This is a genomic window from Mycobacterium sp. (assembly GCF_025933915.1).
Classification (GTDB): domain Bacteria; phylum Actinomycetota; class Actinomycetes; order Mycobacteriales; family Mycobacteriaceae; genus Mycobacterium.
On sequence record NZ_JAICZA010000136.1, the window covers coordinates 1 to 12,905 of the forward strand.

The 12,905-nt window shown below is 68.5% G+C and carries 17 protein-coding genes; 8 read left to right on the top strand and 9 right to left on the bottom strand.

The annotated features are described in order from the left end of the window. Positions 1–357: SDR family oxidoreductase (locus Q0W90_RS18705; RefSeq protein WP_297775752.1), on the top strand; the 357-nt coding region annotated here is incomplete at its 5' end. Beyond that, positions 354–1,073, top strand: coding sequence for a class II aldolase/adducin family protein (locus Q0W90_RS18710; protein WP_297775755.1), 720 nt, complete (start codon positions 354–356; stop codon positions 1,071–1,073). The genes Q0W90_RS18705 and Q0W90_RS18710, both read left to right, overlap by 4 nt. Before the next feature lie 53 nt (positions 1,074–1,126). Here Q0W90_RS18710 and Q0W90_RS18715 read toward each other — a convergent pair whose 3' ends face one another. Further along, positions 1,127–1,942, bottom strand: coding sequence for an IclR family transcriptional regulator (locus Q0W90_RS18715; protein WP_297598890.1), 816 nt, complete (start codon positions 1,940–1,942; stop codon positions 1,127–1,129). Positions 1,943–1,993: 51 nt separating this feature from the next. Here Q0W90_RS18715 and Q0W90_RS18720 point away from each other — a divergent pair, with 51 nt between their 5' ends. Next, positions 1,994–2,803: an SGNH/GDSL hydrolase family protein gene (locus Q0W90_RS18720; RefSeq protein WP_297775758.1), complete on the top strand. Its 810-nt coding sequence runs from the start codon at positions 1,994–1,996 to the stop codon at positions 2,801–2,803. A gap of 36 nt (positions 2,804–2,839) precedes the next feature. Continuing rightward, positions 2,840–3,505: a DedA family protein gene (locus Q0W90_RS18725; protein ID WP_297598894.1), complete on the top strand. Its 666-nt coding sequence runs from the start codon at positions 2,840–2,842 to the stop codon at positions 3,503–3,505. Here Q0W90_RS18725 and Q0W90_RS18730 read toward each other — a convergent pair whose 3' ends face one another. Continuing rightward, a complete protein-coding gene (locus tag Q0W90_RS18730; RefSeq protein WP_297598896.1) occupies positions 3,506–4,123 on the bottom strand; it encodes a TetR/AcrR family transcriptional regulator in 618 nt (205 codons plus the stop codon). 153 nt (positions 4,124–4,276) lie between these two features. Here Q0W90_RS18730 and Q0W90_RS18735 point away from each other — a divergent pair, with 153 nt between their 5' ends. Beyond that, complete coding sequence (locus Q0W90_RS18735; RefSeq protein ID WP_297598898.1) at positions 4,277–4,714, top strand: anti-sigma factor antagonist; 438 nt, start codon at positions 4,277–4,279, stop codon at positions 4,712–4,714. A 53-nt stretch (positions 4,715–4,767) separates the two neighbouring features. Further along, on the top strand, positions 4,768–5,853 hold the full coding sequence (locus Q0W90_RS18740) for a glutamate--cysteine ligase (protein ID WP_297775761.1): 1,086 nt from the start codon (positions 4,768–4,770) through the stop codon (positions 5,851–5,853). A gap of 37 nt (positions 5,854–5,890) precedes the next feature. On the opposite strand, the gene Q0W90_RS18745 is transcribed toward Q0W90_RS18740, so the two are convergent. From Q0W90_RS18745 to Q0W90_RS18755, 3 genes are all read right to left on the bottom strand, one after another. After that, the gene (locus Q0W90_RS18745) at positions 5,891–6,661 is read right to left on the bottom strand and encodes a sulfite exporter TauE/SafE family protein (RefSeq protein WP_297700453.1); all 771 of its coding nucleotides are present in this window, start codon (positions 6,659–6,661) and stop codon (positions 5,891–5,893) included. Between the two features lie 72 nt (positions 6,662–6,733). After that, positions 6,734–7,675 carry a catalase family peroxidase gene (locus tag Q0W90_RS18750; protein ID WP_297775764.1) on the bottom strand — a complete coding sequence of 314 codons (942 nt, stop codon included), beginning with the start codon at positions 7,673–7,675 and terminating at the stop codon, positions 6,734–6,736. A gap of 35 nt (positions 7,676–7,710) precedes the next feature. After that, positions 7,711–8,502 (bottom strand): SDR family NAD(P)-dependent oxidoreductase, encoded by a 792-nt coding sequence (locus Q0W90_RS18755; RefSeq protein ID WP_297598906.1) that lies wholly within the window; start codon positions 8,500–8,502, stop codon positions 7,711–7,713. 147 nt (positions 8,503–8,649) lie between these two features. Between Q0W90_RS18755 and Q0W90_RS18760 the strand changes: the two genes are divergently transcribed. Continuing rightward, positions 8,650–9,252, top strand: coding sequence for a hypothetical protein (locus Q0W90_RS18760; protein WP_297775766.1), 603 nt, complete (start codon positions 8,650–8,652; stop codon positions 9,250–9,252). Positions 9,253–9,322: 70 nt separating this feature from the next. Continuing rightward, positions 9,323–10,882 (top strand): long-chain-fatty-acid--CoA ligase, encoded by a 1,560-nt coding sequence (locus Q0W90_RS18765; protein ID WP_297775769.1) that lies wholly within the window; start codon positions 9,323–9,325, stop codon positions 10,880–10,882. A gap of 5 nt (positions 10,883–10,887) precedes the next feature. Here the strand turns inward: Q0W90_RS18765 and Q0W90_RS18770 are convergent, their stop codons facing one another. The 4 genes from Q0W90_RS18770 to Q0W90_RS18785 all read right to left on the bottom strand — a co-directional run. Next, on the bottom strand, positions 10,888–11,727 hold the full coding sequence (locus tag Q0W90_RS18770; protein ID WP_297602038.1) for an enoyl-CoA hydratase/isomerase family protein: 840 nt from the start codon (positions 11,725–11,727) through the stop codon (positions 10,888–10,890). Between the two features lie 85 nt (positions 11,728–11,812). Further along, entirely contained in the window at positions 11,813–12,106 is a 294-nt protein-coding gene (locus Q0W90_RS18775; RefSeq protein WP_297775771.1) for a hypothetical protein, read from the bottom strand. Between the two features lie 29 nt (positions 12,107–12,135). Continuing rightward, on the bottom strand, positions 12,136–12,582 hold the full coding sequence (locus Q0W90_RS18780) for a hypothetical protein (protein ID WP_297775774.1): 447 nt from the start codon (positions 12,580–12,582) through the stop codon (positions 12,136–12,138). 67 nt (positions 12,583–12,649) lie between these two features. Further along, the coding region (locus tag Q0W90_RS18785) for a hypothetical protein (RefSeq protein ID WP_297775776.1) at positions 12,650–12,905 on the bottom strand (256 nt) is incomplete at its 5' end.

Sequence of the window (12,905 nt, forward strand, 5' to 3'; positions counted from 1 at the left end):
GTGCTCTACGTGTCCTCGAAATTCGCGGTGCGCGGGTTGGTCTCGGCGTTGGCCCACGAGCTGGCGCCGCAGATCCGGGTCAACGGGGTCGCACCCGGCGGCACGCTGGGCACCGACCTGCGCGGCCTCGCCAGCCTGGGGCTGGGCGACACCCGCCTGGACGACCGCGGCGACCGGGCCCGCGACGTGGCGGCGCGCACTCCCCTGCACGTCGCGCTCTCCGGCGAAGACCACGCGTCCAGTTATGTGTTCCTGGCGTCCGACCGGTCCCGCGGGATCACCGGCGAAACCGTGCGCCCCGACGGCGGATTCGGGCTCGGCGCAAGGGAATCCGCTCCGAAGCCGGCTCAACCATGACCGACCGGCTGGAGCGACAACGCACCCTGGTCGCGCAGGGCTGCCGCGTCGCGGCCGCCCGCGGCCTGATCGACGGCATCCTCGGCCACCTGAGCCAGCGGGTCGACGACGACCGCCTGCTGGTGCGCTGCCGAAGCGATGCCGACGCCGGTGTGGCGTTCACCCGGCCCAGCGACATCCGGCTGGTCCGGTTCGACGGCACCGCCGGCGCCCCCGGCGAACTCGACGGGTACCGCGTTCCGAACGAACTGCCCATCCACGTCGAGACCATGCTGGCCGATCCGCGTCACACCGCCGTCGCGCACCTGCACCCACCGGCGGTGGTCGCCGCCGATCTGGCCGGCATCACGATCCGACCCATCTACGGCGCGTATGACATTCCCGGCGCCCGGTTGGCGCGCGACGGCGTCCCGGTCTACGAACGCGCTGTGCTGATCCGGAATTCACGCTTGGGCAAGGAAATGGTGGCGGCGATGCGCGGCGAGCCCGTGGTGATCTGCCGCGGACACGGCATCACCAGCGCCGCCGCCACGGTGCCGCAGGCGGTACTGCAGGCGATCAGCCTCGACACGCTTGCCCGAATGTCGTTGCGGGTGCGTGCGGCCGGCGGCACGCTGCGCGACATCGACGACGCGGACTGGGATGAGCTGCCGGATCTGGGGCCGGCATTCACCACCGAGGCGGCCTGGCGCCACGAGGTGGCACGGCTTGACTGAGTTGGATTGTCCGTCTGCTCAGCGGGCCCTACTGAGCCCGCATCGTCGCCGGACTACCCGAGCTGCTCGCCAATCTCCTTGGCGGCGGCGACAAGTGCGGCGGCCACCGCGGGATACCGGGAAGCGTCCAGGCGGTTTTGTGGTGCGGCGGCGTTGAGTGCGAGCCGCAGCCCGGGCGCACGCGTCGGGATCGGCACGGCGACCGAGGCGACACCTTCCTCGCTCTCTTCGCGGTTGGTGGCGTAGCCCCGCTCGCGGATACTAGACAGCTCGGCTTCCAACTCGGCGCGGCTGCCGATCGAATGCGAGGTGATGCGCTCGAGCCGCTCCCGCGGCAGCAGCGCGCGCAACTCCGGTGGCGACAACTGGGCCAGCATGACCTTGCCCGTCGAGGTGCAGTGCGCGGGCATGGCGCGGCCCAGCCGGGACGCCACCCGCACCGCGGCCGGCCCCTCGACGGCGGCGACGAACCGGACACTGGCGCCGTCCAGCATTCCGACATGCACGGTCTCGCGGAGCTGCTCGCAGAGGCCGCGCATGATGGGCGCGGCGGATCGCGCGATGTCGATGCGGCCGAAGATCGCGAACGCCACCCCGGTCAACGACGGACCGGGCAGGTACGCCTTGGACGCCGGATCTTGCCGGACGAATCCGCGGTAGGCCAGCATCGCCAACAACCGGTGCGCGGTCGATGAGGCCACACCCAGATACCGGCTCGCCTCGCTCAGACGGACCTGGGGTTGTTCGCCCAGCAGCAACAACAACTTGAGCGCATTGTCGACCGACTCGATCGGATACTGCGGCGCAAGCGATTCGGCGGGCGGATCCGCCGCGGCGCTCGAGCCGGCGCGCTCACGCTTGTGTGGCATGGGTTCACGGTAACCAGTTATCGGCGCGGCCTAGCCATTATTCTCGGCTTCGTGAGCGGGGCTCTGCATGCCGGATACCACCGGTACGTCGCGATCGGCGACAGCCAGACCGAGGGATTGTGGGACGGTGACGACGCCATCGGCCTGCTCGGATTCGCTGACCGCCTCGCCGTGCGGGTCGATTCGCTCTATCCCGGCCTGCACTACGCCAACCTCGCCATCCGCGGTAAGCGGATCGACGACGTGCTCACCGAGCAGGTTCCGCGGGCCCTGGCGATGCGGCCGGATCTGATCACCGTGTGCGCGGGGATGAACGATGTCATCGCGCCCGGGCGGTCGTTCGGCCCCGCCCTGACCGACCTCGACGACATCTACTCCGCGCTCGCGCGATCGGGGGCCACGGTGGTGACGACGACCTTTCCGAACGTCGCACAGTTCCTGCCGCTGGGGCGGCTGGTGGCCGGGCGGCTCACCCGCATCAACGCGGCGATCAGGGCGGCCGCCGATCGTTACGGGTTCCGGCTTGTCGACTTGTACAACGCGCCGTCGATGCGTGAGTTGGACACCTGGGCCATCGACCGGGTGCACGCCTCGACCAGGGGACACACGTTGTTCGCGGCCGCGGCCGCCGAAGCGCTCAATTTACCTGACAGCAACCATGATTGGGCCCGGGACGGCGTCGACCCCGGCCGTCGTTCCTTCGCCGCCGGCACCTACGAACAGTGGCGCTGGACGCAGGAGAGTTTCTTCCCATGGATCTGGCGGCGGCTGCGCGGCGTCTCGTCGTATGACGGGCGCGAACCCAAACGGCCGCGATTGGAAGGTTTGGGCGCCCCAAGCGAATTGAAACGCGCACCTTAACGCGCGGATCGGGGCCCGGTCAGGCATCCTTGACGCATGGACGTGGAGCCCTTGCTGCACTCGATTCCGCCGCTCGCGGTCTACCTGGTGGTCGGCGGTGTGGTCGGGATCGAGAGCTTGGGCATTCCGCTGCCGGGCGAGATCGTGTTGGTCACCGCGGCGCTGATGTCGTCGCATCATGACCTGGCGGTCAACCCGATCGGGGTCGGCTTCGCCGCGGTGATCGGCGCGGTGGTCGGGGACTCGATCGGTTACACCATCGGGCGCCGGTTCGGCATGCCGCTGTTCGACCGGCTTGGCCGGCGGTTCCCAAAGCATTTCGGTCCCGGACACGTCGCGCTTGCCGAAAAGCTGTTCAGCCGGTGGGGCGCCCGGGCCGTCTTCTTGGGCCGCTTCATCGCGCTGTTACGGATTTTGGCCGGGCCGCTGGCGGGCGCCCTGAAAATGCACTACCCGCGATTCCTGACGGCCAACGTTTCGGGCGCCATCTGCTGGGCGGGCGGCACGACCGCATTGGTGTACTACGCGGGAATCGCGGCCGAACGCTGGCTGGAGCGGTTCTCTTGGATCGGGCTGGTGCTCGCCGTCGTGGCCGGTCTCACGGCCGCAATCCTGTTGCGCGAGCGAACATCACGGGCGATCGCGGAATTGGAGGCCGAGCATCGCCGCACGGCCAGCACGACCGCGCCCGACACGGTCTGACTACACGGCCTCGCCGGTGTCGGCCACCAACGGCGGCCGGTGTTCGGCGATCAGGGCGTGGGCCATCCTGCGGGCGCGGCGCGCCGCGTCGAGGTCGCCGACGGCGGCGAGAATGATGGCGCCCTTCATCAGGATGTGCCAGGACGAGGCGAAGTCCTCGACGTCGGTCAAGCCCGCCGCAATCGCGCGGCGGCGCACGATGTCACGGACGTGGTCGATGTGCGTGATGCAAGCCTGTCCGGCCGGGTGATCCTGTCCCAGCTCGAGCAGCACGTTGATGAACGAGCAGCCTTCGTATCCGTCGCGGAGCTGGAACCAGTCGTGCATGACGTCGAAGATCGCCAGCAACTGTTCCTCGGGGCTGGTGCCGCGGCGGCGCGACTGCTCCTCGATCAACCCGTGCGTCCAAAGCTCCTCGCGACGCTCCAGCACGGCCAGCACGAGATCGTTCTTGGTGGCGAAATGACGGTACAGCGTCGCCCTGGCGACGCCGGCCCGCGCGATCACTTCGTCGGTGCCCACGGCGCGAATGCCACGGCGGCTGAACAGCTCATATGCGGCAGTCAGCACGCGTTCACGCGCCGACGCGGCAGGCGTTCCGACATCGGAAGTTGTCATTAGGCCTTACCGTACTCTTAGGCCAGGACCCGTAGACAGACCGCCCTGTCTCGTTATACAAATGAGATTCGCATCCGCGAACAGTCTGTCTTCAGACACTAGGACGGGCATCCGTCGCGGCGTCGCCGACGCCGGTCGATCAGGGGGTCCATCATGAACTCAGCCATTGCGGAACAATTGCCCACCACTCATCTCATGCTGAGCACCAAGCTGGTCTATGAGCTGGGCGATCCGAACAGCACGCTGCGGGCAACCGCCGATCGCAGCGGCCCGGCGGTGCTGATCTACGCCGGGGGCGAGGTCGACGCGTGCAATGAGCACACCTGGCGCCACCTGGTCAGCGAGGCGGCCAGCGTCGTCACGGCGCCCGGGCCGTTCGTGGTCGACGTCACCGGGCTCGAATTCATGGGTTGCTGCGCGTTCGCGGCGCTCGCCGAAGAGGCCAAACGCTGCCAGCAACGCGGCATCGATCTGCGGCTGGTGAGCTGCGAGCCGATCGTCGCTCGCATTGTCGACGCGTGCGGGCTCAGCGGGGTGCTGCCCATCTACCCCACCGTCGACTCCGCGCTGTCCGCGGCCGCGCGCTGGTAACCACACGGCACTGCCTGGCGGCCACACGGCACTGCCCGGCCGCGATCGCCTGAATGAGCGGCCATCCCACTGTCGGCGCCGAGGAGGAGTTTCTCCTCGTCGACCCGCGAACCGGCGAGCCGGCCCCGCAGAACGCCGCAGTGGCCGCAGAGGCCGAGCGGCGCGGCATCACGCTGCAGCTGGAACTCAGCAGCTGCCAGGTCGAGACCACCTCCAGCGTGGCGGCGAGCACCGCCGAACTCGGTGAGGAACTGAGCCGGCTGCGGCGCACCGCGGCACAGGCCGCGCAGGCCGTCGGCGTCCAGCTGCTGGCCTGCGGGCTTCCGCCGGCCACCCCACATGAGTTTCCGGTCACCGACACCCCGCGCTACCGCCGGATCGGCGAAGGGTTCGGGATGGTCGCACACGAGCAGGGCATCTGCGGATGCCATGTGCACGTGCAGGTTCCAGATCGTGCGGCGGCCATCCATGTCAGCAATTGGCTGCGGCCCTGGCTGCCGTCACTGCTGGCGCTGTCGGCCAATTCGCGCGTGTACCGCAATGCCGACAGCGGTTACGCGAGCTGGCGCAGCGTGCTGTGGCGGCGCTGGCCGGCCGCGGGAGCCCCGCCATTTTTTGCCTCACCCGACGAGTACGACAGCGCGGTGCGCATGCTGGTCGACACCGGGGTGATCCTCGACAAGGACATGATCTATTGGGACGTACGCCCTTCGGCGGACTTCCCGACAGTGGAGGTCCGCGTGGCCGACGTGCTGGCCACCGTCGGTGAAACCGTGCTGCTGGCCACCCTGATCAGGGCGGCCGTGATGACGGCGCTCGACTCACCCGATGACGCTGGGCGGCTGCCGCCCGGCGCATTGCGGGCGGCGTATTGGAAGGCGGCCCACGACGGATTGTCCGGGCGCACACTCGATCTGATCCACGGCCGCGGGGCGGTGCCGGCGCGTGAGCAATTGGGGGCGCTGGTACAACGGGTGCGCCCGGCGCTGGATTCGCTGGGCGAATACGAACACGTTGTCCACGAACTCGACCGGGTCGTGTCCCACGGCAACGGCGCGATGCGCCAGCTGCGGGCATGGCGCAGACGCGGCGAGGCGAGGGATGTCATCGCCGAGGCCGCTGCCACCACGCTGAGTTGAGCCAGAACTTCAATCACGTTGCTGAACAACGATTTTGCTAGGACACCGCGAGCAGACGATACAGCCCGATCAGGCCGACGACCACGATGACGGCGCGCAACGCGTTACCGGATAGCCGGCGCCCATACCGCGCCCCGAGCAGCCCGCCGACCAGCGAGCCGGCGGCGATCAGCCCGGCCGCCGGCCAGCTGATGCGATCGAACGCCGCCGACGTATAGGCAACCGCCGCAACCACATTCACCACCAGAGCCAACAGGTTCTTGGCCGCGTTCATGCGCTGCACCGACTCCGGCAGCAACGCACCCATCACGCCGACCAGCAAAATGCCCTGGGCGGCAGTGAAATAGCCGCCGTAGACACCGACGGCGAAGGTGCCCAGCACCAACGTGGCCATCCGCCTCGGTGTGACGTGCTCGGGTGAGCGGCCCGCCTTCTCGGCGCGCCGGGCGGTCCACGCCTGGATCCGCGGCCCGACCACCACCAACGCCAACGCCAACACCAGCAGCACGGGCACGATCTCGGCGAACACCTTTTCCGGCAGATGCAACAGCAGGAAGGCGCCCAGCGTCGCGCCGGCCAGCGAGGCCGGAATCTGCCAGCGCAACCGATCCCATTGGCCGCTCAACTCGGCGCGATAACCCCAGGTGGCCGATACGCTGCCGGCGACCAGGCCCGTCGCATTCGACATGGTGGCCGTCACCGGCGGAAAGCCGAGCGCGACCAGCGTCGGGAAGGTGATCAGGGTGCCGGACCCCACCAGCGCGTTGATCGCCCCGGCGGCCAGCCCGGCCAGGCATATGAGGAACATCTGAAATGACGGCACCGAAGGAAAAACTTAGCCTGCCGCCGATTTCGTCCCGAACGCGACTACTCGCTGCGCTCAGGCGGGTGGGGCGTCGGCGCCGCGCTCGACGCCGGTGCGCAGCTTGACCGACGCCGAATACGCCAGCGTCCGAAAGTGCAGGACCGGATCGTCGGAGGGTTCGATGCCCTCCGTCACGCGCATCGGGTCGAACACCACGATGTCGTCGGCGTGCTCGCGCTCGGTGTCCACACCGGTGACCTGCAAGGTGCCCACGGTGACGATCTGGGTGCTCTGCCAGGACGATGACGGGTCCACCGTGGAGTCGGTGGGCCCGGCGATTTGCACCCGGAAGTCGAACCGCACCGGACCGCCCTGCAACCGAGTCTTCAGCTCGTCGGTGAGAAAGTCCGGATCCTTGTCGTGGGCGTCCGATGTCGACAGATACTCCTCGGCCGCGGTCGGAACCAGGTGGTAGCGAACGAATCTGGCGCTGCCGTCGGCGGCGACCCAGCGGAAGGCGTGCAAGCCGTGGTATTCGGTGGTGGCGTAGCTGGCCGGGATCCGGTTGGCCTCCCGCAGTACGGGCAACGCGCCGAGCAGCCCCGGATGGGTGAGCAGGTGTTTGGCCATGCGCAGCGGCGTCGTCAGGCCGGGCCGCATCGCCTTGAGCAGATCGATGAAGCCGTCCGGCGTGCTGGAGACGAAGAGCCGGGCGGTCTGCGTCGAGACGTCGGTGGTGGAGCCGTCGGGCAGGGTGAACTTCACCGCCATCCCGCGCACTCCCGGCCGGCCGTCGCGCTGCTTGGGGTTGCCCGATCCGTTGGAGAAACGGATCAGCGCCGGGACCGGCGAACCATCGAGATACCTTGCGCGCGAGAGCATCGCCGCGTCGTGGGTTGCGGTGAACGTGCCGCGATACAGCGTGCCCTTCGCGTGCAATGCGCGACAGCCGGGCTGAGCGCCACCGGCACCTCGAATCGCCTCGATCGCTTGGTCAGGAGTAAGTCCACCGCTCATGGACGAATCTTACTGGCATTTGAATCCCGCTGGTATCAAGTGGGAAAGCCGAAGAGTTCGACGACACCGTGATCGCGGCCGGCCGTATAGCCGCCGTCGACGGCGATGGCCTGACCGCTGACGAACGAGGCGTCGGGAGACAGCAGGAAGGCGGCCATGGAGGCGATCTCCTCGGGCCGCCCCAACCGCTGCAGCGCATGCTCCTTGGTAATCGAGGCGAGCGGCCCCTCCATCCCGGGAATGCTGAAAACGCTGTGCGCCATTGGTGTTTCGATGAAGCCGGGGCAGATGACGTTCGCCCGGATACCGCTCGGCCCGTAGTCGAGCGCAATGTTCTTGGTGAGCAGCACGACACCGCCCTTGGCCGCGTTGTAGGAGCTGCCGCCGGCGGTGCCTTCCAGGCCCTCGACGCTGGCCACGGTCACGATCGAGCCGCGTTCACCGTCGGCCCGGGGCTGTTCGATCATCTTGGCCAGGGCCGCCTTGGCGACCAGGAAGGTGCCGGTGAGGTTGATCCCGATCACCCGGTCCCATTCGGCGCGCTCGAGCAGGTGCACCGGGCCTCCCCCGGCGACACCGGCTGCGTGGAACAGGCCGTCGAGGCGGCCGGGCGCGGCGGCCAGCACCGCGGCGATCGCGGCTTCGTCGGTCACGTCGGCGGGCACGAAGGTGAACCGGGGGCCCAGGTCGTCGGGCGGGGCGGCCAGGTCGGCGCCGACGACGCTGCCGCCCTCGGCCAACAACCGCCGCGCGGTGGCCAGCCCGATTCCGGAGGCGGCACCGGTCACGACGAACGTGCGGGAACGGGCGCGGTCGGGGTTCACCATGTCGGATCCTTGTCGGGTGGGTCGGTCGGGCGGCGGCCCAGTCATGGTGACACACAGAGCAAGCCCACCTTGGACTTTGCTCCGGCTGCTGGAGGACGATAGGACCGAGCCCGAATGCCGCTCCGCCCGAGAGAGTTAGGAATAACGATGTCAACGACTCGGCCGCAGGCGTCCGCCGTCCCCGCCTCGACGCACCCGGCCGGCTGGCGGTTCGGGGCGCTGAGCGCGGCCGTGGCCGCGGTGGTCGTCCTGGCCGGCGCCGAACCGACGGCCGGGGTGGCTCGGGCTTCCGACGACGCAATCGCCATCGCGCAGGGCGTCTCGGTCACACCGGCGCCCGGCTGGACGCTGGGAAACCGCGGCCCCAACTGGGTGGCGCTGAACAACGCCGACACCAGCGCGCAGATGCGGATCACGGTCAAACAAGCCGGCGGCACCGACGCCGCCGCGGTTCTGTCATCCGACATCGACCAGTTCACCCGCGGCGCCTCGGCCATCCTGACCGGGGTGAATCGCTTGACCTCGCCCGAGACCAAGCCGCTGCAGGGACCCAACTTTGACCAGCAAGCGTCCCTCAACTACACGGCCAACGTGGTGAACCCGCACGGCGATATTCCGGTGATCGGCACGTTCACCGAGCTGCTGAACACCTCGAACGGCCGCTCGGCGTTCATCGACTTCCGGCAGGGCGGCGGTGCGACCACCCAAGCCGCGGGCGACGGCGGAATGATGATCAGCTCCATGCAGTGAGGGCCCGGTGTCGGGTACGGCGCAGCGATCCCGTATGACCAAGTGGAACAAACCGAACGCGGAGGGGTCCATGCCACCAGCCGACACCACGGCCAACACGACGGACACGCTCGCCGGCATCGTCGAACGACACGCGCAGCGGCGACCCGACGCGATCGCGATCCGCTACGGCGAACGCCAGTGGTCCTGGGCCGACTGGAGCTCGCGCATCCGTCGCGCGGCGGGGGCGCTGCGCGCCGCCGGGATCGAGCGGGGCCAGCGCGTGGCCTTCCTGGACAAGAATCACCCCGCCTGCCTCGAAGTGCTGATCGCCGGGGCATCCATCGGCGTGGCCACCACCGTGGTCAACTGGCGGGTGATCGGCGACGAACTCGTCCACGTCCTCGCCGACAGCGGCGCCCGCGTGCTGCTGGTCGGCGCCGAGCTGCGTGCCGCGGCCGAGGCGGCCGCCGAGCGAGTGCCCGGCCTGGAGCGCATCGTCGAAATCGGCGACGAATACGAATCATTGCTCGCCGCAGCGGCACCGGAGCCGGCCGACGCGGGCCTCGACCAGAACGAGACCGCGCTGGTGATCTACAGCTCGGGCACCACCGGCCGCCCCAAAGGCGTGCTGCTCAGCCAGCGCGCGCTGGTCAATCACGCGGCGAACTTGGCGCCGGCGTTCCCGTTCGCCGATGGGGACGCGAATCTCGTTGCGATGCCGCTGTTTCACGTCGGCGGGATCGGTTACGCGCTGTTCGGCATCCGGGCCGGGGCGCCCACGATCATGACCCGGGAACCCGACGCCGCGACGCTGATCGGCGCCGTGCGCGCCGGCGCCACTCACGCGTTCTTCGTGCCGCCGGTGATCGCCCGGTTCCTGGACGCGGGTGAGGCGGCGACCGCCGCCATCGCCGGCCTGCGCCACATCGTCTATGGGGCGGCACCGATGCCACTGCCGTTGCTGCATCGGGCGCTGTCGACATGGCCGGACACGAAATTCGTGCAGGTGTACGGACAGACGGAGCTGTGCGGCGCGGTCACGGCGCTGTCCGACGCCGATCATCGCGATGCGACGCGCCCCGAGTTGCAGCTCTCGGCCGGAAAGGCGGTGCTGGGCTGTGAGATTCGCATCGTCGATCCCGAGACCGATGCTTCGTTGCCGCCCGGGGAATCCGGTGAGGTGTGGGTGCGCAGCAACCAGAACATGAGTGGCTATCTCAACCGCCCGGAGGCGACGGCCGAGACGATCACCGACGACGACTGGGTGCGCACCGGGGACGTCGGGCGCCTCGACGCCGAGGACTACGTCTACATCGAAGACCGGTTGAAGGACATGATCATCACCGGCGGCGAGAACGTGTACGGCCCCGAGGTGGAGAGCGTGCTCATCGAGCATCCCGCCGTCGCCGACGCCGCGGTGATCGGGGTGCCCGACGACTTTTGGGGAGAATCGGTCAAGGCGATCGTGGTGGCCGGCGACGGGGTCGATCCCGCCGACATCATCGAATTCTGCCGGCGGCATCTGGCGGGCTTCAAATGCCCGCGCACCGTGGATTTCGTGTCGGAACTGCCCCGCAACGCGAGCGGGAAGATCCTGAAAACGCAGCTGCGGGAACCATTTTGGCGGGACCGGCCGCGCGGGATTTGAGAGCGTTACAGCCGTCCCTCGACGCGCAGTTCCGGATGCACCCAATCGGGTGAGCGGCGTTCCTTGAACGAGCGGAAGCCTTCGATGGCCTCGGCGTCGGACAGGCTGGCGGTCATGCCGATGCGGTCATAGAGGCCCAGGTAGCTGTCGATGCTGGACTTGATGACGCCGCGGGCGCGTGGCGCGGTCCGAGAGCATTGCGCGAGTAGGTCTTTCGCCGCGTCCAGCAGACCTTCATGCGGCACCACCCGGGTGACCAGGCCCCAGTCGAGGGCTTCGACCGCGGTGAGCACCCGTCCGGTGAACATCAGGTCGCGGGTGCGGACCGGCCCGATGACGCGGGTGAGCATCTGGCTGTAGTAGGTGTCGGCGTAGCCGCGGAACAACTCGGGCACCCGGAAGGTCGCCCGATCGCTCACCACCGACAGGTCGCTGCACAGCGCGATCTGGAATCCGCCGCCCTGGCAGAGCCCGTTGACGGCGGAGACGATGGGCTTGCCGGAGGTGCGCACCGCGTCGAACGGGGTCACGTCCATGCCCAGCGCGGACCCGAAGGTGATCCAGTTGTCCTCGCCTCCCCCGCCGCCCATGTCGCCGCCGGGCGCGAAGACGTCTCCGGTTCCGGTGAGCACCAGCCCGGCCAGATCCGGGTCCTCGTTGAGACGTCCTACCGCATAACGGATTCCGAAGTACATCGCCGGACTCAGGGCGTTGCGCGCTTGGGGGCGGTCGATGGTGCACACCGCGATCGGCCCCTGGCGCTCGAAGCGCAGGTATGGCGTGCCCAGCCAATCGCCTTCGGGTGGACGGGGTGTGCTCTGCGGTGTCGGAGGGTGCTGCGCCACGGGACTCCTCTCGGGTCGGCGCCGCCGATGCGCCGCGCCGCAATCCCGCTACTGTAGCTCTTACAGTATCCGCGGGGCCGGCCGCCTACACGTACGGCAGCGTGACCATCTCGGCGGTCGCAGATGCATCGGCGATCACCGTGGCGAGTTTGGTCTGCAAGGCGGACGTGGCGTCCCCCACCGGCTTATCGCAGAATCGGCAGACCGTCGTGAAGTTCGGCTGCTCGTCTTCGTCAGGCCAGAAGCGGCGCGGCCCCACCTGGGCCCCCGGGTCGAACTGCACCGCCTGATGCGGGGCGTCTTTGAAAATCCTGCCGACGGGATGGCTGTGCGGGCATTCGAGTTTCAGCATGCCGATGCCCTCTTGATTCCCGACCATGGTTCACCGCCCTCTCTGGTGCGCGCCGGTCATCGCAGGATCCGCGCGAGCTTGCGCCACCGCCGATGCCGGTGGCGAAACATGAGCCGGACGAAGGCGCGGGTCGCCAGCCCGTGCAGGCCGTCGTCGGTTTCGATCTCGTCGGTGTAGCGGCAGCTGCGTTCGTCGATGGGTTCGAACGTCAGGCGGTGATTCCAGGTGCGGACGGGTCCGCCGTGCTCGTTCGTGTAGATCTCGGTCGGCTCGAGTCGCTTGATGGTGAGGTGATGCGTCCAGGCCGGGATCACGCCGAACCACCAGAACCGCGCCGACCCCTGGGTGCCGACCTCGATGCGCTCGGGGACATCGAGCCGGTAAATCCGCAGCACCGGGCTCAGCACATGCCGCATCAGCTCGGGCTTGCGCGCCAGCGCGGACGCGGTCGCCGCCGGAATCGGCAGCTCGGTAGTTAGGGTCACCTTACTCACGCAGTTCATGGTGGCCCAGCTGGCGCGATCAGGCAAGAGCCAGGCGCGGGCGGCGGGGTGGGTCGCCCTGCCAATTTCAGATCGCTAACTTCTTAAGCTTTCGGACGCAGTCGGCGGCTTGCTCCCCCATGATCCGGCCGAGTTCGGTATAAGCGGCGAACTGCCCTTCGTTGAACCATTGGTCGGACGTCGGGTCATGGGGAAACGCGTCGTTCGATGCAGCGTAGGTCAACAGCCACTCCGGACAGTCTCGACAAAGAACGGATTTCGCGAAAATAAGCACACCGTCGCGGTCGTCTTCCGGTAGACCGGAGGCGGCCGGATAAGTGATA

What these genes read in the sequence shown, in the direction of transcription:
- Q0W90_RS18760 (WP_297775766.1), top strand. Translation starts at nt 8,650, where the DNA reads ATGTCAACGACTCGGCCGCAGGCGTCCGCCGTCCCCGCCTCGACGCAC.
- Q0W90_RS18735 (WP_297598898.1), top strand. Translation starts at nt 4,277, where the DNA reads ATGAACTCAGCCATTGCGGAACAATTGCCCACCACTCATCTCATGCTG.
- Q0W90_RS18710 (WP_297775755.1), top strand. Translation starts at nt 354, where the DNA reads ATGACCGACCGGCTGGAGCGACAACGCACCCTGGTCGCGCAGGGCTGC.
- Q0W90_RS18755 (WP_297598906.1), bottom strand. Translation starts at nt 8,502, where the DNA reads ATGGTGAACCCCGACCGCGCCCGTTCCCGCACGTTCGTCGTGACCGGT.
- Q0W90_RS18715 (WP_297598890.1), bottom strand. Translation starts at nt 1,942, where the DNA reads ATGCCACACAAGCGTGAGCGCGCCGGCTCGAGCGCCGCGGCGGATCCG.
- Q0W90_RS18730 (WP_297598896.1), bottom strand. Translation starts at nt 4,123, where the DNA reads ATGACAACTTCCGATGTCGGAACGCCTGCCGCGTCGGCGCGTGAACGC.
- Q0W90_RS18745 (WP_297700453.1), bottom strand. Translation starts at nt 6,661, where the DNA reads ATGTTCCTCATATGCCTGGCCGGGCTGGCCGCCGGGGCGATCAACGCG.
- Q0W90_RS18725 (WP_297598894.1), top strand. Translation starts at nt 2,840, where the DNA reads ATGGACGTGGAGCCCTTGCTGCACTCGATTCCGCCGCTCGCGGTCTAC.
- Q0W90_RS18750 (WP_297775764.1), bottom strand. Translation starts at nt 7,675, where the DNA reads ATGAGCGGTGGACTTACTCCTGACCAAGCGATCGAGGCGATTCGAGGT.
- Q0W90_RS18780 (WP_297775774.1), bottom strand. Translation starts at nt 12,582, where the DNA reads ATGAACTGCGTGAGTAAGGTGACCCTAACTACCGAGCTGCCGATTCCG.
- Q0W90_RS18775 (WP_297775771.1), bottom strand. Translation starts at nt 12,106, where the DNA reads ATGGTCGGGAATCAAGAGGGCATCGGCATGCTGAAACTCGAATGCCCG.
- Q0W90_RS18765 (WP_297775769.1), top strand. Translation starts at nt 9,323, where the DNA reads ATGCCACCAGCCGACACCACGGCCAACACGACGGACACGCTCGCCGGC.
- Q0W90_RS18740 (WP_297775761.1), top strand. Translation starts at nt 4,768, where the DNA reads ATGAGCGGCCATCCCACTGTCGGCGCCGAGGAGGAGTTTCTCCTCGTC.